The 20,960-nt window shown below is 63.4% G+C and carries 17 protein-coding genes; 8 read left to right on the plus strand and 9 right to left on the minus strand.

What is annotated here, in order from left to right:
• Window positions 1-219 precede the first annotated feature (219 nt).
• A complete protein-coding gene (locus DFR51_RS06420; RefSeq protein ID WP_121048149.1) occupies window positions 220-1,557 on the plus strand; it encodes an N-acetylmuramoyl-L-alanine amidase in 1,338 nt (445 codons plus the stop codon).
• Here DFR51_RS06420 and DFR51_RS06425 read toward each other — a convergent pair.
• Both DFR51_RS06425 and DFR51_RS06430 read right to left on the minus strand, forming a co-directional pair.
• A complete protein-coding gene (locus tag DFR51_RS06425; RefSeq protein WP_121048150.1) occupies window positions 1,480-2,328 on the minus strand; it encodes an NTP transferase domain-containing protein in 849 nt (282 codons plus the stop codon). The genes DFR51_RS06420 and DFR51_RS06425 overlap by 78 nt on opposite strands.
• Window position 2,329: 1 nt before the next feature.
• Window positions 2,330-3,370 (minus strand): D-alanine--D-alanine ligase family protein, encoded by a 1,041-nt coding sequence (locus DFR51_RS06430; protein ID WP_121048151.1) that lies wholly within the window; start codon window positions 3,368-3,370, stop codon window positions 2,330-2,332.
• A 128-nt stretch (window positions 3,371-3,498) separates the two neighbouring features.
• On the opposite strand from DFR51_RS06430, the gene DFR51_RS06435 reads away from it, so the two are divergent.
• Both DFR51_RS06435 and prfB read left to right on the plus strand, forming a co-directional pair.
• A complete protein-coding gene (locus tag DFR51_RS06435) occupies window positions 3,499-5,964 on the plus strand; it encodes a penicillin-binding protein 1A (protein ID WP_121048152.1) in 2,466 nt (821 codons plus the stop codon).
• A gap of 33 nt (window positions 5,965-5,997) precedes the next feature.
• Window positions 5,998-7,126 (plus strand): peptide chain release factor 2 gene (gene prfB, locus DFR51_RS06440; RefSeq protein ID WP_121048153.1). Its coding sequence is split into 2 segments (ribosomal slippage): window positions 5,998-6,066 and window positions 6,068-7,126, totalling 1,128 coding nucleotides; the frame shifts between segments, so codons are not numbered across the junction.
• On the opposite strand, the gene DFR51_RS06445 is transcribed toward prfB, so the two are convergent.
• From DFR51_RS06445 to sseA, 3 genes are read right to left on the minus strand one after another with little or no spacing between them, the layout of a single operon-like run.
• Window positions 7,123-8,409: a mechanosensitive ion channel family protein gene (locus DFR51_RS06445; RefSeq protein WP_121048154.1), complete on the minus strand. Its 1,287-nt coding sequence runs from the start codon at window positions 8,407-8,409 to the stop codon at window positions 7,123-7,125. The two genes, prfB and DFR51_RS06445, sit on opposite strands and share 4 nt — an antisense overlap.
• 5 nt (window positions 8,410-8,414) lie before the next feature.
• Window positions 8,415-9,623 (minus strand): cystathionine beta-lyase, encoded by a 1,209-nt coding sequence (gene metC / locus DFR51_RS06450; protein ID WP_121048156.1) that lies wholly within the window; start codon window positions 9,621-9,623, stop codon window positions 8,415-8,417.
• Window positions 9,578-10,414: a 3-mercaptopyruvate sulfurtransferase gene (gene sseA, locus DFR51_RS06455; RefSeq protein ID WP_121048158.1), complete on the minus strand. Its 837-nt coding sequence runs from the start codon at window positions 10,412-10,414 to the stop codon at window positions 9,578-9,580. Before sseA ends, metC begins: the two co-directional genes overlap by 46 nt.
• A 93-nt stretch (window positions 10,415-10,507) precedes the next feature.
• Here sseA and queF point away from each other — a divergent pair, with 93 nt between their 5' ends.
• Window positions 10,508-10,954: a preQ(1) synthase gene (gene queF, locus DFR51_RS06460; protein WP_121048160.1), complete on the plus strand. Its 447-nt coding sequence runs from the start codon at window positions 10,508-10,510 to the stop codon at window positions 10,952-10,954.
• A 287-nt stretch (window positions 10,955-11,241) separates the two neighbouring features.
• On the opposite strand, the gene queE is transcribed toward queF, so the two are convergent.
• Together queE and queC are read right to left on the minus strand one after the other, a co-directional pair.
• Entirely contained in the window at window positions 11,242-11,874 is a 633-nt protein-coding gene (queE, locus tag DFR51_RS06465) for a 7-carboxy-7-deazaguanine synthase (RefSeq protein ID WP_121048162.1), read from the minus strand.
• Entirely contained in the window at window positions 11,871-12,572 is a 702-nt protein-coding gene (queC, locus tag DFR51_RS06470) for a 7-cyano-7-deazaguanine synthase QueC (RefSeq protein WP_121048164.1), read from the minus strand. The genes queE and queC overlap by 4 nt, the downstream gene beginning before the upstream one ends.
• A gap of 50 nt (window positions 12,573-12,622) precedes the next feature.
• Here queC and DFR51_RS06475 point away from each other — a divergent pair, with 50 nt between their 5' ends.
• Both DFR51_RS06475 and DFR51_RS06480 read left to right on the plus strand, forming a co-directional pair.
• Window positions 12,623-14,554, plus strand: coding sequence for an energy transducer TonB (locus DFR51_RS06475; RefSeq protein ID WP_121048166.1), 1,932 nt, complete (start codon window positions 12,623-12,625; stop codon window positions 14,552-14,554).
• A gap of 200 nt (window positions 14,555-14,754) precedes the next feature.
• Window positions 14,755-15,615, plus strand: a complete 861-nt coding sequence (locus DFR51_RS06480) for a LysR family transcriptional regulator (protein WP_121048168.1) — start codon at window positions 14,755-14,757, stop codon at window positions 15,613-15,615.
• Here DFR51_RS06480 and parE read toward each other — a convergent pair.
• The gene (parE, locus tag DFR51_RS06485; protein ID WP_121048170.1) at window positions 15,612-17,588 is read right to left on the minus strand and encodes a DNA topoisomerase IV subunit B; all 1,977 of its coding nucleotides are present in this window, start codon (window positions 17,586-17,588) and stop codon (window positions 15,612-15,614) included. The two genes, DFR51_RS06480 and parE, sit on opposite strands and share 4 nt — an antisense overlap.
• Window positions 17,589-17,627: 39 nt before the next feature.
• On the minus strand, window positions 17,628-18,110 hold the full coding sequence (locus tag DFR51_RS06490) for a hypothetical protein (RefSeq protein ID WP_126494739.1): 483 nt from the start codon (window positions 18,108-18,110) through the stop codon (window positions 17,628-17,630).
• 433 nt (window positions 18,111-18,543) lie between these two features.
• On the opposite strand from DFR51_RS06490, the gene DFR51_RS06495 reads away from it, so the two are divergent.
• Both DFR51_RS06495 and DFR51_RS18740 read left to right on the plus strand, forming a co-directional pair.
• Window positions 18,544-19,314 (plus strand): TorF family putative porin, encoded by a 771-nt coding sequence (locus DFR51_RS06495; protein ID WP_121049881.1) that lies wholly within the window; start codon window positions 18,544-18,546, stop codon window positions 19,312-19,314.
• 110 nt (window positions 19,315-19,424) lie between these two features.
• On the plus strand, window positions 19,425-20,882 hold the full coding sequence (locus DFR51_RS18740) for a hypothetical protein (RefSeq protein WP_126494741.1): 1,458 nt from the start codon (window positions 19,425-19,427) through the stop codon (window positions 20,880-20,882).
• Window positions 20,883-20,960: the final 78 nt, after the last annotated feature.

Raw genomic sequence — 20,960 nt, forward strand, 5'->3', positions numbered from 1 at the left:
CAACCCGATTAAAGAGAAGACGGTTTGGACACTGACGGAGGGCCGGACTTTGGCCGCTATCCGGTCTGCTAGCAGCTATGCGTGGCATGAACAACACAAAGCGTTACGGAAATGTGCAATTCACTTGAACACTCCGAACCTTAACCATAAGATTCGGCGGAAGTTCGCCATTTGCGGGGCCTTACGGGCGAACAAAAGTGCTCTTGCGGGGGATAGGAAATGTCGCGCTGGTTGAGGCGGGGAGGACAGGCGCTTTGCGCACCGCTGATTGCGGCGTGCATCACGCTTTCTGTGCCTGCCATGGCCGCGCGGCTTGGCGAAGCCGCGGTGACGGCGAGCGGCGAGAATGTAATCGTGACCATCAATGCCGAGGGTGCGGGACGTATTTCTACGTTCGCGCTTTCAGGGCCGCCTCGTCTCGCCATTGACCTCGACAGCATGACGGCTTCGGGTGGATCCGTTCTGGGCAGCGGTATCGTGCTCAAGGTGCGTAATGCACAGTTCGACGCCGATACTGCGCGTCTGGTTGTGGATCTGGCCTCACCCGCGCGCATCATATCGAGCAACTATTCGGCTGGAAAATTGAAGCTGACGGTGGCGCCGACGAGCGAGGCGGCGTTTGCGAAGCTGGTAGCGAGCGGTCGCTCGACACTTATCGCTGCACCGGTCAGCCCCCAGAATCTCGCGGTTGCATCGGCCCAGCCTGCGGTGCCGGCTCCCATGAAGCCTGCTGCCAGCGCGCCAGAAAAAGTCGTGACGCCTACGCCGAAAGCCGCTGCAACGGTTGCGATAAAGGGGCCCACCGAGGCTCGACCGGCAAAAGCGCTCTCCACCCCGCCGCAGCGCCCCCGCCTGGCAGGACGGCTGCCGGTCGTGGTGATCGATGCGGGACACGGAGGCAAAGACGTCGGCACGATCAGCGTGCTCGGCGCAAAGAAATACGAGAAGGATGTCGTTCTCGCGATCGCCAAAGCGATCAAGAAGGAGCTCGATGCTTCGGGACGCGTGAAGGCGATCCTGACGCGCGATGACGACACTTACCTGCGCCATCGCGACCGGTTCGGTATTGCGCGACACAGCAGCGCATCGCTGTTCATTTCCGTGCACGCCGACAGTGCGCCCGTACCGAACGCGAGCGGGGCGACGGTTTACACGCTCTCGGAAACCGCATCGGACGCCGAAGCCGCGCGTCTCGCCGCCAAGGAAAACCGTTCGGACATCATCGCTGGTGTCGATCTCGCGGTTGAAACCAATGAGGTGACCGACATCCTCATCGATCTCGCGCAGCGCGAGACGATGAACACCTCCGCCGAGTTCGCTGCGATCCTCCAGCGCGAGATGCGCGAGGACATCAAAGTGCGCAGCCAGTTCCACCGTTTTGCGGGTTTCCTGGTGCTGAAGGCACCGGATGTGCCCTCGGTGCTCTTGGAGACAGGCTACCTCTCGAACGAGGAGGACTCGAAGTTCCTCTTCTCCACGTCAGGCCAGCAGCGCATCGCCAAGGCTGTGCGACGTGCGGTCGAGGCGCATTTTCTCAGGCGTCTCGCCCAGCGCTGATCCGCGTTCGCCCAGGATCGTCTCGGCGACGTGCAGCGTGCGCTCGTTGTCGACATCGATTGCAAGCGCGCCGTCGCTGACGCGGATCGGACGGATGGTGAAGCCGAACCGCCGCGAAAAGCCGCGGAATGCTCCGTCGAGCGTGGCGAGCCCGTAGCGGAAGCGGATGAGGTTCAGAAGGCCGAAGGCCTTCACGATCCGCATCGGGAATTTGGCGAACTGACCACCGCCTCGGAAGACCTCGGCGGCTTTCAGTGCCTCACGTGAGCCGATCACATAGGTGTTGCAATTCGAATACTCGCCGCAGCGGAAGCGGTAGAAGCGCCGCTGCCCGTCCGGGTGGGCAGCGATCACGCGGTCGCGGCGCGCGAAGGCGACGGCGGCCTCCGCGCCCTGCGATGCGGAGAGGATTTCCGCGGTGCTGGCGGGGGTCAGGTTCACGTTGTCGGCAGTGGTGACGAGGAAGGGCGGGCTAGAGGCGTTCGCAGCGCGAAACACGCTGTCGACCAGATTGGGGGCGGAGCGTTCGACTGCGATGCGGCCGCTGCCAAGCTGGCGGATGAGCGGGGCGAGGATTTCGGGGGTATCGATCGAGACAACGATACGATCGATACCGTGCGTCGCGTCCAACGCTTCGAGGACGTGGAGGAGCATCGGCTTGCCGGCGACGGGGACGAGGCACTTGTGCGAGACGCCTGCGTTCGCGGCGAGCGGATCAAGACGCCCGTCGCGCTTGCCTGCAAGGACGATCGCGGAAAAGCCTGCCCCCATCTCAGGCGACGAGCCGTTCGGAAACGGTATTCATCAGCCCCTGCCGCCACAGGCTGTGGGCGACGATGGACTCGACGAGTTCGTGATGCTCGATGCCGAGCGTCGCGGCGGAACGGGAAATGCTCTTTTTCGACCAGAGATTGCACGAGAGGTTCACTTCCATGAACCAAACGCTTTCGGTCGCGGGATCGTAGCGAAATTCGAAGCGTCCGTAATCGAACGGCCAGAGCTCCCGGCACAGCGCGCGCGTCATCGCATACAGCCGCTCGGCGACGCGGGAATTGGCGAGCACCTCCAGCGGGTCGTCCCGCTGGTCGGTCAGTGAGCGCTTCTCCTCGTAGCTGCGAAGCGCGTCGGGATCGGCCGGGATGTACGCCATCCCAGGCAGGAGCCACGGCTCCTGCGATCGTCCGCCGATAACCGGGACGGCGACATCCAGCAGGGGCAGCCACGGCTCGATGATCGCGTCGTGGCCCGCGGTGTGGAGGTGCGCGGCGTGGGCGAGCGCCCCCGACCAGCTTTCGCTGACACCGATCCCCCAGGAGGCCGAAGAGGCATTCGGTTTGATGATGTAGCGCGCCGCATCCAGCGCCGGGACGACGGCAAGATCGGTGCCGCGGCGGAGGATGCGCCAGTCTGACGTCGGGACGGCGTGCTGCCGTGCCACAAGCTTCATCAGGTGCTTGTCGTCCGAAAGCCCGCGCAGGATCGGCGAGGCGCCGAGATAGGGGATGCCGAGCCGCTGGAGCAGCAGCGGCGCCAGCATCTCGCTGTTCAGGAACCCGGCACGATTCAGCAGCGGAAACACGAAATCGACGTCGGGCTCCGCAAAGAGTGCGTCGAAACTGTTGGCGGCCACGACATGGAGGCCGATCTTCTCGAGCGTGCGACGCAGTTCATGGTGATACTGGGCATGGTTGCCGTCCACCATGTCGGGACTGCCATCGCCGCAGGCGTGCTTCGCAAGCAGCATGATTCGGAGCGAAGCCTTCAGGTGCGCGGGGACCTGAAGGCAGTGTTCGTGAGGAAAATCCGTATCCATGGTGGCCGGTTAGCAGCGGCAAGCGACGGTTCGATGCCAGTCCTGTTGCGAGACGATGACGGTTTGAGCGGTTGCGGTTTGGCGCGTTCGGCTTGAGACTGGCGACCGGCCTGCTATAGGCAGCGTCGATGGCACGTCTTGCCCAGATTCTCGGCGACCTAAAAAGCCGGTTCCGTGCCCTGCCGGGTTGGGCGCGGGCGCTCAGCTATGTCGTGGGTGGCGGCGTGCTGTTCGGCGTCCTCGTCGTGTTCGTCGCCTGGCTTGTTTTTGCGCGCGGGCTTCCCGATGCCGCGCAGCTGGCCGAGTACGAACCGCCGCTGCCGAGCCATGTGCGTGCGGCGGACGGGACACCGTTTACGTCGTTCGCGCGCGAGCGGCGTATTTTCCTCGATTACGAACAGACGCCGAAGCAGCTCGTGGGCGCGTTCGTGTCCGCCGAGGACAAGACGTTCTTCACACACCCCGGTTTCGATCTGCCCGGTATCTTCCAGGCTGCGATCACGAACTTAAAGGCGATGGGTACAGGCAAGCGGCCCGTCGGCGCCTCCACGATCACGCAGCAGGTGGCGAAGAACCTGCTGCTGACGAATGAAGTCAGCTACGTGCGCAAGGTGAAGGAGATTTTCCTCGCCCGGCGGATTGAGCAGGCGCTGACCAAGCCCGACATCATCGAGCTTTACCTGAACCAGATCTTCCTCGGTCGCAGCGCATACGGCGTGCAGGCCGCGTCCTTCGCTTATTTCAACAAGCCGGTCGACGAGCTCACGCTGGCGCAGACGGCGTTCCTTGCGGTGCTGCCGAAGGCACCCGCCAACTACAACCCCTCCAACGAGAAGGGCCGCGCCCGCGCCTTCGCGCGGCGCAACTGGGTGCTGGGGCAGATGGCGGAAAACGGCTACGTGACTGCCGCGGAAGCGCGTGCGGCTGCCGCCGAGCCGATCGTCGTTGTCAATCGTGCAGAAATCCCGCGTGACCGCACCGGCGAATATTTCATGGAGGATATCCGCCGCGAGCTCGTGGAGAAGTACGGCGAAGAGGGCGAGCACGGCATCTATACTGGCGGGCTTTGGATTCGCTCTACGATCGACCCCGAAATGCAACGCGCCGCCGAAATGGCGCTGCGCGACGGCCTGGTGAAATACGACCGCCCGCGCGGCTGGCGCGGTGCGACCGACAAGATCGAGCTTGGCGAAGGCTGGCCGCAGCGCCTGCGCGCCGTGAACCTGCCCGTCGGCTATGACGACTGGCGCGCGGCTGTGGTGCTCGAAAAAGCAGGCGGCGTGATCTCGCTCGGCTTCGAGGACGGCACAAACGGCCGCATGTCCGCACAAAACGCCTCGCTTCCCGTACGCGGCGTCGGCGTGCCGGCGTTCCAGCGGCTGGCGCCCGGCGATGTCATCCCCGTGAAGCGCATTTCGGGCAGCGATTATACGCTGCGCCAGATCCCGGACATCGGCGGCGGCATGGTAGTGATGGAGGTCTCCACAGGTCGCGTGCTCGCGATGGTCGGCGGCTTCGATGCCCGCCGCTCCCAATACAACCGCGCCACGCAGGCGATGCGGCAGCCGGGATCGGCGATCAAACCGTTCGTTTATGCAGCCGCGCTCGAAAACGGCTATACACCCGCGTCCGTCGTCGTCGACGCGCCATACTGCGTGTTCCAGACGCGCTCGCTCGGCACCAAGTGCTTCAGGAACTTCTCGGGCGGCTACGCGGGTCCGCAGACGATGCGCTGGGGCCTGGAGCAATCGCGCAACCTGATGACGGTGCGCCTTGCCTACAACACGGGCATGGACAAGGTTGTCGAGACGATCGACCAGATGGGCATCGCCAAGCTGGCTCCCGTGCTTTCCATGTCGCTTGGCGCGGGCGAGACGACGGTGATGAAGCTGACGAACGCCTATGCGATGCTTGCGAACGGCGGCAAGCGGCAGTCTCCGGTGCTTTACGACCTGATCCAGGATCGGCACGGTCGGACCATTTACCGCGCCGACGCGCGCGACTGCGCGGGCTGCAACACGCCGGATTGGGATGGCGATGCAATGCCGCGCCCCGCCGATGCGAGACCGCAGGCAATCGACGGCAAGACCGCCTATCAGGTCGTGCATATGCTGGAAGGCGTCGTTCAGCGGGGCACCGCCGTCGTTCTGCGCGATCTCAATCGACCGATGTTCGGCAAAACAGGGACGACCAACGGCCCGACGAACGTGTGGTTCGTGGGCGGCACGCCGGATGTGGTTGCGGGGCTCTACATTGGCTTCGACGAACCCAAGAACATGGGCGGATATGCGCAGGGCGGCACGCTTGCCGCGCCGGTTTTCAAGCAGTTCGCCATCGCCGCGCTCAAGGATATGCCCAAGAGGCCGTTCGAGATCGCGCCCGGCGTGCGTATGGTGCGGATCGATCGCCGATCCGGCAAGCGCGTGTACGGAGGCTGGCAGGTCGATACCGATCCGCGTGCGGCCGTGATCTGGGAAGCGTTCAAGCCGGAAAGCGAACCGCGCCGTCTCGCTGCAGCCTACGACCCATTCGAAAAGCGCGAGGTCGTGCGCTCCGACAGCGACTTCTTGCAATCCACCGGCGGCATTTACTAGAACCCGCGCTCTTCTTCACAAGGAACACTGACCATGCGCGCCGAAGCGCTCAACCATGTCGACCGGATCAAGCAGGCACTGGCCCTGCTGAGGAGGTTTCTTTGACTGGGATGTCGCCCTCAAACGCCTTGAAGAGCTGAACGCCGAGGCCGAGAATCCCGAACTTTGGAACGATCCCAAGGCCGCGCAGAAGCTGATGCTGGAGCGCAGGCGCCTCGATGAGGCGATTCAGGCGACGCGGAGCATCCAGACCGAACTCGACGACACGGTCGAACTGATCGAGATGGCCGAGGCCGAAGGTGACGAAGAGCTTGTCGACGACGCTGTGAAGGCGCTCGAAACGCTCGCGAACCGTGCCGACAAGGACAAGGTCGCCGCGCTACTTTCGGGCGAGGCGGACGCGAACGACACCTATATCGAGATCAATGCCGGCGCCGGCGGCACCGAGAGCCAGGACTGGGCTTCGATGCTGCAGCGCATGTACCAGCGCTGGGCGGAGCGCCGGGGCAACAAGGTGGAGCTGGTCGATTACCATGGCGGCGAGCAGGCGGGCATCAAGTCCGCGACGCTGATGGTGAAGGGCGAGAACGCATATGGTTACGCCAAGACCGAGAGCGGCGTGCACCGGCTCGTCCGCATCAGCCCCTATGACAGCGCGGCGCGGCGGCACACGAGCTTCGCGAGCGTCTGGGTCTATCCGGTGGTGGACGACGACATCGCCATCGAGATCAACGAAAGCGATCTCAAGATCGATACCTACCGCGCCTCGGGCGCGGGCGGGCAGCACGTCAACACCACCGACAGCGCCGTGCGCATCACGCACGTGCCGACCGGCATCATCGTCGCCTGCCAGAACCAGCGCAGCCAGCACAAGAACCGTGCCGAGGCGATGAAGCAGCTGAAGGCGCGCCTCTATGAAGCCGAGCTGCAGAAGCGCGAGGCGGAGGCGAACGCGGTGAACGCGACCAAGACCGACATCGGCTGGGGCCACCAGATCCGCAGCTATGTGCTGCAGCCTTATCAGCAGGTGAAGGATCTGCGCACGGGGATCGTGAACACGAGCCCGGATGACGTGCTCGACGGCGATCTCGATGACTTCATGGCGGCGGCGCTGGCGCAGCGGGTGACGGGCGAGAAGGTCGTCGTTTCCGACGACGATTAAGCGTCTGCGGGCTTTTCCGGTGATGGCGCGACCATGTGAACATGGACGTCGCGTTGCGGGAACGGGATTTCGATGCCTTCGGACTGGAACAGGTGCCAAAGCCTGTTGAGGATCGCGCTTCTGACGTTTCCGGTGCCTTCCTCGGCATCGGAAATCCAGATCAGGATTTCATGATCGACCGCGCTGTCTCCGTAACCCTTCAGCCATACGTTGGGAGGCGGATCGCTGAGGACTCGCGGCGTTTCATTGGCAGCGCGAAGCATGAGTTCCTGCGCCTTGCGGATATCTGACCTGTAAGACACGCCGACGGGTATGTGGACGCGGACGTTGCGGCTGGAATAGGACCAGTTTTCCACCTGCTCCGTCATCAGCTTTTCGTTCGGGATCAGGAATTCCTTGCCGTCGCGCGTGAGCACGGAAACGGCGCGGACTCCGATCTTGTTGACCCAGCCGAACGTGTCTCCAATCACGATCACGTCACCCGGCTTGATCGACCGGTCCATCAGCAGAATGAGCCCGGCGAGCAGGTTGCCGAAGGTTTTCTGCATCCCGAAGCCGATCGCGAGGCCGAGCGCGCCCGAGAACACTTTGAGCGCGGTCAGATCGATGCCGAGGAGATCGATCCCGACGAAGACGCCGACGGCGAGAATGCCGAGACCCGACACCTTCTGGAACAGCACACGCTGCGACCCATCCAGATCGTGGGCGCTGTCGATCCAGTGCGTGGAAACGCGCATCAGGAAGCGGATGAGTGCAAAGAGGGTTCCGAGGACGAGAAGCCCGTTCAGGACGCCGAGCAGGCTGAGCGAATATTTGCCGATGTCGAGCTTTACGGTGCCCAATACGTCTATCAGAGGCTGCAAACCGCCGAGTTTCGCCGCGACAACCGCCACGAGCGTCGCCGTAACCAGCAGTGCCGCGATGAGAACGCCGACCTGTGCCGTGCGGCAGAGCTGGAAGACAAGATAGGCTGACGTGATCCCCATCGCCGATGCCAGCACGAGGGTGCTGAACGGGTCCGGCTCGGCGACGTTTCCGGCGATAAAGAGCAGGAGCAGCGCCAGCATCGCACCGAGCGAATGGGCAGCCCGCAGGCCGATTCCGCCCGCGATGAACGTAAAGCGAGGCCCCGCCCGCTTCTGGATGTAGGGCGCGGAAAATCGCGCCAACACATACCCGAGGCCCCAGGCGATGATGACTGCCGCAACCGGGAGCGCCCTTGCTTCAAGCACCGCATCTGCCGGGAGGCCCAGAAATTGTGCGATGTCGAAGGGCCTGCCCATGGTCGCTATCCGGCGTAACGATCGAGGCCGTTTTTCATATCGGCGATCAGATCGTCCGCGTCTTCCAGGCCGCAGTGGATGCGGAGCATGGGCCCCTCGGTCTGCCACCGGGTTACAGTGCGCATCGGTTTCACGGGCAGCACAAGGCTTTCATAGCCGCCGAAGGAGAAGCCCATGCCGAAATGGCGGAGATTGTCCACGCAGGCGGCAAGCGCCTCGCGGCTTCCCGGTTTCAGCGCGATGGCGAACAGGCTGGCGTAGCCGCTGAAATCACGCGTCCACAGCGCGTGACCGGGATCGCCCGGGAGGCCGGGGCAGATGACGCGTTCGACGGCAGGGTGCGCGGCGAGCGCCTGCGCAAGTGCAAGTGCCGTCTTGCCGTGACGCTCCATGCGGACGGCGAGCGTGCGGAGGCCCCGCAGGGCGAGCGCGCAGTCGTCTGGCGCGGCCGTCTGGCCGAGGCGCAGCGCGGTGTTGCGGAGATTCTGCCACGCATCGGGTGCAGCCGTCACCGATCCCATCAGCGCGTCGCTGTGGCCGACCACATATTTGGTGAGCGACTGCACTGAAAGATCGACGCCGTGGCGGATCGCCGGGAAGAGCAGGGGGGTCGCCCACGTGTTGTCGAGGATGGAGAGGATGCCGCGCGCGCGGGCGAGAGCCGCGATAGCGGGCACGTCCTGCACCTCGAAGGTCAGCGAGCCGGGGCTTTCCATGTAGATCGCCTGCGTGTTTCCGCGGATCCGCTCGGGCAGGCTTTCGTGGTTCGTCGGGTCGTAAAATTCGGTCTCGACGCCGATCTGCGCCAGAATCGATTTCGCCATCAGGCGCGTCGGTTCGTAGACATTGTCGGCCATCAGGACGTGACCGCCCGACGACGTTGCCGCCAGCAGCACCGCAGCGATCGCGGCGACGCCAGAGGGGAACAGGTGCGTGCCCGCTGCTCCCGGCTCCATCTCGGTCAGCGCCTCGGCGAGTGCCCATGTCGTGGGCGTGCCGCGGCGACCGTAGTAGAGCCCCGCATCGGGATTGCGCGAGGCAGCTTCATAGGCATCCAACGTCTCGAAGAGGCACGTCGAGGCGCGGTAGACCGGTGGATTGACGACGCCGTGCGTCCATTCAGGGCGGCGCCCGGCGTGGACAAGGCGGGTGGCGGGCTTGTCTCCGCTCACGCCGCTCCGGTCACGACGGGCGTGTCCGCCTCGCCGCCCCATTCGGACCACGAACCATCATAAAGCGCGGTCTTTTTGGCGCCGAGCAGGTGCAGGCCGAACGAGAGCACGGCGGCGGTGACGCCCGAACCGCATGTGGTGACGATCGGCTGATCCGGATCGACGCCGACCTCGCGGAACGCGCCGCGCAGCGCCTCACCCTGCTTGAAGGTACCGTCCTCGTTGAAAAGCTCGGTATAGGGCAGGTTGAACGAACCCGGGATGTGGCCGGGGCGCACGCCCGGACGGGTTTCCGGCTCCTCGCCGCGGAAGCGCGGCGCGCCGCGCGCATCGACGACCTGCTCGGCCTTCGTCTTCAGGTTTTCCTTCATCTGCGCGAGATCGCGGACCTGCGCCTTGTCCTTCCAGACGGTGAAGTGGCGGTGGCGCACCACGGGCTTGCCCGATTCCATCGCGCGGCCTTCGGCCTTCCACTTCTGGAGGCCGCCGTCGAGAATAGCGACTTCGTGCGCGCCGAAAAGGTTGAGAAGCCACCACGCACGGGCCGAAGAGTGCAGCGGGGAGTTGTCGTAAACAACGATGCGGCTGCCGTCGCCAAGGCCGATCGCCTGCATACGGCTGGCGAATTTCTCCGCGCTCGGCACCATATTCGGCAGACTGGAGCTGGTGTCGGAGAGTTCGCCGAGGTCCATGAACACCGCGCCTGGAATGTGCCCAGCTTCGAATTCAGCGCGGGCATCGCGCGCATCAAGGAAGTAGGAGGCATCGACGATGCGCAGGTCGTTTGCGCCAAGCTCTTTCGCGAGCCATTCCGTCGTTACCAGCGAATCCATACCGTGCTCCTTGAACTGTGTCTCAACCGGCTTCCTGAATAGTCGGACGCCCCGATATTGCCAATGGCGTATGGGCGCTCTAACGCGAAACCCATGGAAACGACGCATCTCGGCAAGGTAAGCGCGCTTCCGGCCTCTCCCGAGGCCGCGAAGCTCGATTATGTGCCCAATCCGCGGCCCGAAAGCCGCTATCTGGTGCGCTTTGCCGCGCCTGAGTTCACATCTTTGTGCCCGGTGACCGGCCAGCCCGATTTCGCGCATCTCGTGATCGACTACGTACCCGCCGCGCGCATCGTGGAATCGAAGTCGCTGAAGCTGTTCCTTGGGAGTTTCCGCAATCATGCGGCGTTCCACGAGGATTGCACCGTCGGCATCGGCGAGCGGCTGTTTCGCGAGATGGCGCCGCATTGGCTGCGTATCGGCGGCTATTGGTATCCGCGCGGCGGCATTCCCATCGACGTGTTCTGGCAGTCCGGCGCGCCGCCTGCCGACGTGTGGGTGCCCGATCAGGGCGTCGCGCCGTATCGGGGGCGGGGATAAGCAAGATCCTCCGGCGGGACGGGAGTCTTGCCCAATAGGCTTTATGGGCCGATACGTCCGGAATCCCGGCCTTTTCGTGCCCGGATATCCCCCGAAGTTGATGAAGTTGAGACATGCCCGCGCACGATCGCGCGTGGGGGTGCGTGTGAGCGCGGGCGCGCCTGTGGGATCGCTTTTTTCAAACCGGCCTGCCTTTGTTTTTTGCATGAGCGGGTTCCACGGGCGAACGCGTGTCGCGGTTCGCGCCGAGTCTTTCATGCGAAACCCTATTTTGGAACCCCTCGGTGTCAGGGAATCCCGATCAGCTTGTGGGTCTGGAGCGACAGGCGCCACTTCGGATGGGTGAGGCAATAGTCCGTCGCAGCAGCGATGTTCTCGGCCTGCGCGGGGCCATCCATCGGTTGCAGGAAGAAGTTGCGGAAATCGAGCTGCTCGAACATCTCCGGGCTGTTGTTCGGCTGTGGGTAGACGAGCTTCAGCTCATCGCCCGATGTTTGCACCAGTTCGGCGTCCGCCTTGGGGCTGACGCAGATCCAGTCGATCCCGGCAGGCGCGGGGAGCGTGCCGTTGGTTTCGATGGCGATCGAGAATTCGCGCGCATGGAGCGCGTCGATCAGCGCGGGGTCGAGCTGCAGCAGCGGTTCGCCGCCGGTGCAGACGACGAGGCGATGCTCGGCGCCCATGCCCCAGGCCGCCGCGACGGCATCGGCGAGCGCTTCGGCATCCGCGAACTTCCCGCCGCCGGGGCCGTCGGTGCCGATGAAATCGGTGTCGCAGAAGGTGCAGACCGCCCCGGCGCGGTCGCGTTCAAGGCCCGACCAGAGATTGCAGCCGGAAAAGCGCAGGAACACGGCGCGGCGCCCGGTCTGCGCGCCTTCACCCTGCAGGGTGAGGAAAAGCTCTTTGACGGTGTAGGTCACGGCGCAGCGTAGGTGGTGGGGTCAGGGAGGCCCGCCTCCTCGAAACCCTTGTGGCGGAGGCGGCAGGCGTCGCAGCGGCCGCAGTGGAGCGGCGTGCCATCCGCAGCGGTTGCCGGATCGTAACACGTCCACGTCCCCGCGATGTCGACGCCGAGGCGTGTTGCTTCGCGCGCGATCCCGGCCTTGTCGAGATCGATGAGCGGCGTGTGCACCTTGAAACGCTCGCCCTCGCTGCCCGCCTTGGTCGCGGTCGCGGCCAGCGCCTCGAACGCCGCGATGAACGCGGGGCGGCAATCCGGGTAGCCCGAATAATCAAGCGCATTGACGCCGATGAAGATGTCGCGCGCGTCGATCGCCTCTGCCCACGCCAGCGCCACGGACAGGAACACGGTGTTGCGCGCCGGAACATAGGTGGGCGGGATGACGCCGCTGTCGACCGCGCCATCGCCCTTCGGCACGGCGATCTCGTCCGTAAGCGCCGACCCGCCGAACGCCCGGAGATCGAGCGGAAGCACGATGTGGCGCACCGCATACATCGCCGCAGCCCGGCGCGCCGCCTCCAGCTCCACACGGTGGCGCTGATTATAGTCGACGGTGAGCGCATGCACGGCATAGCCGCTCTCGCGGGCGATCGCCGCGCACGTAACGGAATCGAGGCCTCCTGAAAGAAGAACGATGGCCGGTTGCGAAGTTATCATGGGCGCGCGATAGTCAATTCACTGGGCAAGGGCAAGTTCAGGGAGCATTTATGCGCAGGCACATCTTTGCTGCAATTATCGGGATTTGTCTTACGTCTGCAGCGGCGCAGGCACAGAAGCTGCAGGAGCAATATGACGCCGCTGAAAAGGCGTTCGCAGCCGGGGAATACGACAAGGCGGCTACACTGTTCGCGGAGGTGCAGGGACGCCTCGCAAAATCGCAGCGTGGGAGTACGGTGGAGGCCGATCTGCGGCGACGCATTGCCGAGACGGATATCGCGCTCGGGCGACCGGAGCGTGCGATAGCGGCGCTGACGCCCGCCGTGTCCATTTATACGAAGGCTCCGGGGCAGCCCTTTCTTGGGGAAACCCACCGCCTTCTTGGCAGCGCATATGAAAAGCTCGGCGAAATGCACCGGGCGGCAGAGAATTATCAGGCGGCGCTGCGGCTGAACACCGATCCAGCCCGCAAGACAGCGCTATCGATTCCACTCGCGCGGGCTGCCATTTTCACCGATCCGCCCCTCGCGCGACGCCTTGTCGATGCGATGATTGCTGATTTCAAACCAACGGAAGACAAAAAGCGCAGCGGTGAACTGCTCGGCGAGTTCCAGTCCTTGCGCGGGCGCATTGAACTGAACGCGAAAGACTACGCGGCGGCGCTCGACTGGTTCAAGAAGGCGGCCAAAAGCGCGGGCGGCATTGGCACGCGGGTGTCCCTCGCCGACGTCGCGATCCGGTCCGATCTTGCACTGGCGAGTCATCTTACTGGCGATGAGGACAAGGCGTTTTACTACATCGCGATGACGGGCGCAGGGCGTATGGGCGACAAGGGGGCGCAATTCCCCGACGGAGACGCGTTGAAGCTGCCGGATTGCTCTCCGGCTTTCGATCTCGGTCCCGATGATCTTGTCGTGCTCGATATTGCGCTTGGCGACGACGGCCGCGTCATAAATGCGGCTCCTATTTATTCGACGAAGCCGGGCAAGATCGAGGCGGAGTTCGTGAAGGCGGCGCGGGCGTGGCTTTGGTCAGCCGAGGAAATGGCGAAGACGGAGCCGTTCTGGCGGTTTTCCATCCGGGTCGCGGTCCGTTGCACCTTCAACACCGATCGGCGCTGGGTCGGTTCCGGCTTTGTGCGCGAGCTCATAAAGGAAGTGAACGCAAAGAAACCCTTGCAGGATATCGATAGCCGGATGGGGACCGATGCGCTCCGCGCCGAACTTGCACGGCGCGAGGCGGCCGATGGGCCGGAATCGATGAGCCTCGTCCCGGTTCTTGCCACGCTTGCGGAGGAGGACGAGGACGGCGTTTATATCGATCGCGCCCGGCAAATCCTGGAAGCGAACGGGATTTCCCCGCGAGCGCGGGCCATTCTGGGCGTATGCGTGGCGCGTAGCCTGATGCAGCGCCGCGGCGACGCGCTTCAGATGCAGCCCGACGCCGGCTGGCCCGCCGACGTCGCCGACTGGTTCCGTCTTGAACAAGGCTTGGAACTGGAAAAGCGCAAGCGCAGCGAACGGGCGATACCGCTTTACACGGCGGTGTTCGAACGCGGCAATGCGAAGACCGATACGCTTGCCCAGTTCGCGGCGCTGCGGCTCGCGTCGATCGCCTTTGAACGAAAAGCGCAGGAACGCGCATCGGGCTATCTTGCGGCAACGGGGCTGAGGCCCGATCAATGCGCTCTTGTAGATGCAAGCCCGATTCCGGCAAGCACCGGCGCCAGTTCGAACGACTACCCGCACGAAGCGTTGAACTGGGGGTTCGAGGGCTACATGGTTTCGAACTATGACATCGGCGTCGACGGGAAGACGAAATCGCCGCGTGTCGTGTTCGCCTATCCGCCATTCGTGTTCGAAGAGACGATGCAGCGGATCATTGGCCGCTGGCGCTTCAAGCCGATCTACCGCGAAGGTGAACAGATCGGCTGCTCCGGCGCCACGCAGAGCATCCGCTTCAATATTCCCGGGAAAAGCTGACTGGGCCTGCCGCACAAAGAAAAAGGCCGCCGGATACGGCCGGGCGGCCTTTCACAAATCAGTCGGCTGGACATCCAGCTAGGGGAGGTAAGGTGTGCCGCGAGGCACAGGCCCCGTTTAGCGTGCTTATGGTAAAATTCGGGTTAACCGTGATTTTTCGCGTTTGATCGCCCGGCGTGCGCCCTGTAATCGTCGCGGCCATGAAGCGGACCCTGCTCCCACTCAATGCGCTGCGTGTGTTCGATGCGGCGGCGCGCCATCTGTCGTTCACCAAGGCGGCGGATGAGCTTGCGGTGACGCCCGCCGCCGTCGGTCAGCAGATCCGCACGCTGGAAGACGTGCTCGGCACCGTTCTGTTCCGGCGCATGACGCGGAACCTCGAACTCACCGACGAGGCGGTGCGCAGCCTGCCTGCGCTGCGCGAGGGTTTCGCGAAGCTGGAAGAGGCCGTGGCGATCATGCAGGCGGGGCAGGGCGAGGAGCGCCTGACGATTGCCGCGCCGCGCGACTTCATCGGCAAGTGGCTGGCGCCCCGGCTGGGGCTCATCAAGGCATCGACACCTGCGCGGCAGGTGACCATCCTGCCATCGGACGGGCCGGTGGACTTCAACGCGGCCAATCTCGACGCCGCTGTGTTCTTTGGCGCGATGCCGGCCGAGGAGGAACTGAGCGGCAAGCTGATCGCGCCGGGGACGATCGCGCTGGTGGCGACGCCTGAGATCGCCGCGAACGCGAAGATCGTTTCGGAAGTTGCAGCGCAGCCGCTGATCGAGCATCCATTGGCGGACTGGCGCGGATGGTTCGAGGCGCACGGCGTCCACATGACGGATCGCAGCGCGAGCCTTGGTGTCGCCGACGCCGGGCTTGCCATCGATAGTGCCGTCGCGGGCTACGGCATCGCGCGCGTGCCGCTTGTGCTCGCCGAGGCGGATATCGCAGCCGGGCGGCTCGCCGTTGTCATGGAGCCGAAGGTTTCAGACGAAGCCTATTGGCTGATCGCCCCAAGCGCGCAGTGGCGGCAGAAGAAGGTGCGCGACCTGGTGGCAGCTCTCGGCGATTAAACGTCGATCGCGTCTTCCGAAACGCCGGCGGCGCGTTCCTGAATGAAATTGAAGCGGTGTTCCGGGTTGCGGCCCATCAGACGGTCGACGAGATCGACGACGGGCGCGCGCTCCTCATAGGTGTCCGGCAGTGTCACGCGGATCAGCGTGCGCTTTTCCGGGTCCATCGTGGTTTCGCGAAGCTGTATGGGCGACATTTCGCCGAGACCCTTGAAGCGCCCGATCTCCACCTTGCCGCGCCCCGAGAAGTCGCCCGCGAGCAATTCGTCTTTATGGGCATCGTCGCGCGCGTAGGCGACCTTGCCGCCTTGCGAGAGACGATAGAGCGGCGGCTGCGCGAGGTAGAGGTGGCCGTTCTTCACGAGGCCCGCCATCTCCTGGAAGAAGAAGGTCATCAGCAGCGTCGCGATGTGCGCGCCGTCGACATCGGCGTCGGTCATGATGACGACGCGGTCGTAGCGGAGCGCATCGGGATCGAAGCGATCGCGCGTGCCGCAACCGAGCGCCTGGATGAGATCGGCGATTTCCTGATTCGCGCCGATCTTGTCCCGGTTCGCCGAAGCGACGTTCAGGATTTTGCCGCGAATGGGCAGGATCGCCTGAGTCTTGCGGTCGCGCGCCTGCTTCGCCGATCCGCCCGCCGAGTCGCCCTCGACGATGAAGATCTCGGTGCCTTCGGGGGCGTCCGCCGAACAATCGGTGAGCTTGCCGGGGAGGCGCAGGCGGCGTCCGCTCGTTGCGGTCTTGCGCTTGATTTCCTTCTCGGCGCGGCGCTTCAGCCGCTCGTCCATGCGTTCGAGCGCGAAGCCGAGGAGCGCGCGGCCGCGCTCCATGTTGTCCGAGAGGAAATGATCGAAATGGTCCTTGATCGCCGCTTCCACGAACTTCGCGGCTTCGGGACTCGTCAGCCTGTCCTTCGTCTGGCTCTGGAACTGCGGCTCGCGGATGAAGACGGAGAGCATGATTTCTCCGCCCGAAAGCACATCCTCGGCGGTAAGGCCTTCGCCCTTCTTCTGGCCGATCAGACCTGCGAACCCACGGATACCCTTCACGAGCGCCGTGCGCAGGCCGGCTTCGTGCGTGCCGCCCGCAGGCGTCGGGATGGTATTGCAGTAGTAGCTCGCCGAGCCTTCGCCGTAGAGCGGCCACGCGACCGCCCATTCCGCAGAGCCCTGCGAATCCGGAAATTCGGCGCGTCCCGCGAAAAATTCGTTCGTCGCGCACTCGCGTGTTCCGAGCTGTTCGGCGAGGTGATCGGCAAGGCCGCCGGGAAACTGGAACACTGCGGTCGCGGGCGTATCGTCGCTGATAAGCTCCGGATCGCAGGACCAGCGGATCTCGACGCCGCGGAAGAGATAGGCTTTCGAGCGCGCGAGACGATAGAGGCGGGAAGGGCGGAACGTCGCCTTGTCCCCGAAGATTTCGGGATCGGGATGAAACGCGATGGTGGTGCCGCGCCGGTTCGGGGCTGCGCCGACCTTTTCGAGCTTCGAAGTGGTATGGCCGCGCGAATAGCGCTGGCGGTAAAGCTCGCGATTGCGCGCGACCTCGACAACGAGTTCGTCGGAAAGCGCGTTCACCACCGAGATGCCGACGCCATGAAGGCCGCCCGAGGTGGCGTAGGCCTTGCTCGAGAACTTGCCGCCCGAGTGCAGCATCGTGAAGATGACCTCGAGCGCGGATTTGCCGGGATATTTGGGGTGCGCGTCGATGGGGATGCCGCGACCGTTGTCGGAGACCGTCAGCGTGCCGTCCGACGCGAGTGAGACCTCGATGCGGTTCGCGTGGCCGGCGACCGCTTCGTCCATGCTGTTGTCGAGGACCTCGGCGGCGAGATGATGCAGCGCGCGCTCGTCCGTGCCGCCGATGTACATGCCGGGGCGACGGCGCACGGGCTCCAGCCCTTCGAGAACTTCGATCTGGTCTGCGGTGTAGTCGGTCGGGTTGGCGGCGCCCGTGAAAAGATCACTCATAGCGGCCTTATAGGGGGCGGCCGGGCGGTGGTGAAGGGTTTAGCGCGCCTGCTTGAAAAGTGCTGAAATCGTGTCGTTGTCGATCCGGCGCTCGGCCGGATGGATGATCGCGGAGAGCGATTCGAGGCGCTTGCGAACCTGCGCCGCCAGCGCCTCGCGTGCCTGACGCGCAGCTTCGCCTTCAAGCGGGCGCAGACCGGCAAGACCGTTCAGGATGAACGCCGACAGGTCGCCGCTCAGACGATCGAAGCGCCGACGTACGGAGGCGGGCGAGAGCGCATAGGCTTCGATCACGAGTGCCGAGTCGCGCAGATGGCTTGCCTCGAAGTGTTCGACATAATCGCGCGGGAACCAGGCATCGAGCTCGCGGCGGAGCGCGGCATCGTGACCGGAGACATCGATGAGCATGAGCACTTCATTGAATTGATTGAGAAAGTCGCTGGCAAGGCCGGTGTGCGGATCTATGCCGGTGATCGCCTCGGCCGCAATGTCCGCGATGCGCAAGGCGATTGTTTCGGTCATGTCTGGCGGAAGCGCGGCGACGTTCCGATAAGACTCGCTCACTGTCCAACCGCCTGCGTCTGCGTCCATCATCCCATGCTTCTTAGGCGGCAGGCGTGAAAAACGCCTTAAACGCCAACACCATCGCTTTTTTTCGCGCAAGGCGTATTTTTGCGTTGCAACATATCGTGCTGCGGCGCAATATGATCATGCCTATATGGCAATCCTCCCCAAGGATTTGACTAGAGGGTCGGCGGTGACGCCGGCCCTTCTTTCTGTCTGGAATCAGACTGTTGCGCGAAAGCATCAGCTACGTTGCAACTTTGTGACCCCGAGGGCAAAACCGCTTGTGCGTTGCCAAAGCGTGGTCAACACTTCCCCTCGAAGCATGAGCTTCGGAACGACCCCTCCCAGGGCGAGCAGCGATCAAAGCTGAAATGAAGGTGGAGGAATGATGAAAAAGGGAATTCGTAGCCGCGCGATCTCGACGACCGTGCTTGCGGCTGCAACGCTTGTCGGCAGCCTCGCAGTGGCGGCTCCGGCCTTCGCTCAAGACGCGGAAGCGACCAGCGATTGGGAAATCTCCGGCAACGCGGGCATTTTCTCGCAATACCGTTGGCGCGGCATTTCGCTTTCGGATGAGGACGTGGCATTCCAGGGCGGCATCGACGCTGCGCATTCAAGCGGCTTCTATGTCGGCACCTGGGGTTCGAGCCTCGCCGGTTATGGCTCTTACGGTGGCTCCAACACTGAAATCGACGTCTACGCGGGCTATGCCGGCGAAGCGGGCGGCTTCGGTTACGACATCGGCGCCATCTGGTATCTCTATCCGGGCACCAGCGGTACGGACGTGGTGGAAATCACGGCCTCGCTGAGCAAGGAACTCGGCCCGGTCGGCGCGAGCGTGGGCGTGGCCTATGCACCCAAGCAGGACTCGCTCAGCAGCGACGACAGCTTCTATCTCTACACGGACTGGAGTGCCGCCATTCCGAATACCCCGGTCTCGCTCAACGCGCACCTCGGCTACACCGACGGCTCGCTCTCGATCGACCGCGGGTTCTCGACCGACGGCGACTATCTCGACTGGTCGCTGGGCGCGTCGGTGTCCTACGACAAGCTGACGCTTGGCGTCTCCTACGTCGATACGGACGTGAAGGGCGGCGACCCGTCGATCAACAAGATCACGGACGCGGCGATCATCGTTTCGCTGACCGCAGCGTTCTGATCCGATAAAATAATCGTCACGGGGAAAGCCCCGGAAGTCGCAGGACTTCCGGGGTTTTTCTTTATGCTGACTAGCTTGCGCTTAAATGGCTGTTAGTTCAGTTTTCTGAAGTGAACGACGCGTCCCGCCCTTTTGTGCGATACCTGATGATAGGTGCTGCCATTTTGATTGGTAGCCCTGTTATGGCCGTTACCGCCTCAAGGGCATCTGATCCTGAAGTTGTAATCGACACTTTGGCGAACGAAGCGATCGACGCCGCGTTGTCTCTGCCACCAGGCTACAAGCGTGATACAGTGCTTCGTACTGTTTCACGGAACTTGCGGTGGTTCGGACAGCCGGAGGCTGGCGGGCGCGCTGCGCGAGCGATGACAGATGGGGGTGTGGAAGAAATTCCTCCCGGCTCGAAAATTGGTTCGCATCGCCGTATTCCTTATCGAGAGGCGTTTCCTAGGGCTGATCCCTGTGATGCCGGGCTGTGGCGACAGGCGGATGGCGGTGTGGCAACGACACCACGGGAACGTGAGGCCTGGGCCGAAACATGCCTGGTCACGCGCGACTTTCACTGGGAAGGCTACCCGTCGATCGAGCAGTACCGTTCAGCGGCTGAAGGTTTGCCAGCGGGGGAGGTAAAAGCCACGCTTCTTATGTTCCTGAGCAATTACCACAACGTGGACGCGTTACGCTTCGTAAAGAGCGAATTTGATCACGATGAAAAGCAACTGCCGCAGCGTGTTCGGAGGGAATTGGCAAAAAGGCTTGCCGAACCGGCGATCCTGTATCGGTTGGGTTTCAAGGACAAGGCGCTCGCTTCAGCACGCGCAGTCGACACCTTCGCTCCCAAGGCGGATTTTATCCGCCTGCTGATCACTGTGGGCGACGTGAGCAATGCGGTCGCCGTATTTGATCAGCTTTCCGATACACCGCCAAAGTTCGGCCAAAGTTGCTTTGATTGGTTCTTACAACTCGACCTATCGCGTCTGGGCCATTCTTCGGCTCCTGTGGAAGGACTTGGAAAGTTTCTGGACGAAATTTCAGGCTCGCCTCTTTTCCATCGCATTTGTCCAAAAGGCTTGGACGCCCAACTCTACGTTGAGCATCTTCTTTCAGCGGGCCGTTTTGAGTCTGCTATCGAGCGTGCGCGTCAGGAAAAATCCGACCCGTTCCTTCTGATCAAGGCACTTCTTGAAGTCGGACGTGAGAATTTCCGCAGGAACGACCGAACTGCGGCGAGGGAGCGAGCGTTGGAGGCAGCGGCGGCTTTACCGCCTTTCGATCCTGGTGACCCGATGGGTCCGAGCGACAGAGGTATATACGTTATAAAGGTGGATGAGCCGAAGCGGCCGCCACGGAATTTTGGGGAAGTATCGGGCAATACTGCGCGGAGATTTGAAGTGATTAGGCTCCTGGCGGCAACCGGAGCCTTGACCGAAGCAGATGCCTTGGCACGGAAGCAGCCGGACGGAGCGCTGCGAGCGGTGGCGTTGTCCGCTGCGGTTGCAGGACGCGCCGGTATTCGATTTGACGATCAAGCCCCCGTTCTCAGCACGATCAGCAAAGAAGATCTCTAGCTTATCTGAGCAGATTTCCTTGTGTTGACGGCAGCCAGCGACAGTTTGCGTCATTACCGTTCCCCGCCGAAGATCCTC

Source organism: Sphingosinicella microcystinivorans (genome assembly GCF_003634215.1).
Lineage (GTDB): Bacteria > Pseudomonadota > Alphaproteobacteria > Sphingomonadales > Sphingomonadaceae > Sphingosinicella > Sphingosinicella microcystinivorans.

Excerpts from the sequence above, each read along its gene's own strand:
- DFR51_RS06420 (WP_121048149.1), top strand. The coding sequence starts at position 220 with ATGTCGCGCTGGTTGAGGCGGGGAGGACAGGCGCTTTGCGCACCGCTG.
- DFR51_RS06480 (WP_121048168.1), top strand. The coding sequence starts at position 14,755 with ATGAAGCGGACCCTGCTCCCACTCAATGCGCTGCGTGTGTTCGATGCG.
- DFR51_RS06425 (WP_121048150.1), bottom strand. The coding sequence starts at position 2,328 with ATGGGGGCAGGCTTTTCCGCGATCGTCCTTGCAGGCAAGCGCGACGGG.
- metC (WP_121048156.1), bottom strand. The coding sequence starts at position 9,623 with ATGGGGCGGCGAGGCGGACACGCCCGTCGTGACCGGAGCGGCGTGAGC.
- sseA (WP_121048158.1), bottom strand. The coding sequence starts at position 10,414 with ATGGATTCGCTGGTAACGACGGAATGGCTCGCGAAAGAGCTTGGCGCA.
- DFR51_RS06495 (WP_121049881.1), top strand. The coding sequence starts at position 18,544 with ATGAAAAAGGGAATTCGTAGCCGCGCGATCTCGACGACCGTGCTTGCG.
- queC (WP_121048164.1), bottom strand. The coding sequence starts at position 12,572 with ATGATAACTTCGCAACCGGCCATCGTTCTTCTTTCAGGAGGCCTCGAT.
- queF (WP_121048160.1), top strand. The coding sequence starts at position 10,508 with ATGGAAACGACGCATCTCGGCAAGGTAAGCGCGCTTCCGGCCTCTCCC.
- DFR51_RS06445 (WP_121048154.1), bottom strand. The coding sequence starts at position 8,409 with ATGGGCAGGCCCTTCGACATCGCACAATTTCTGGGCCTCCCGGCAGAT.
- parE (WP_121048170.1), bottom strand. The coding sequence starts at position 17,588 with ATGAGTGATCTTTTCACGGGCGCCGCCAACCCGACCGACTACACCGCA.
- DFR51_RS06490 (WP_126494739.1), bottom strand. The coding sequence starts at position 18,110 with ATGACCGAAACAATCGCCTTGCGCATCGCGGACATTGCGGCCGAGGCG.
- DFR51_RS06475 (WP_121048166.1), top strand. The coding sequence starts at position 12,623 with ATGCGCAGGCACATCTTTGCTGCAATTATCGGGATTTGTCTTACGTCT.
- DFR51_RS06435 (WP_121048152.1), top strand. The coding sequence starts at position 3,499 with ATGGCACGTCTTGCCCAGATTCTCGGCGACCTAAAAAGCCGGTTCCGT.
- DFR51_RS06430 (WP_121048151.1), bottom strand. The coding sequence starts at position 3,370 with ATGGATACGGATTTTCCTCACGAACACTGCCTTCAGGTCCCCGCGCAC.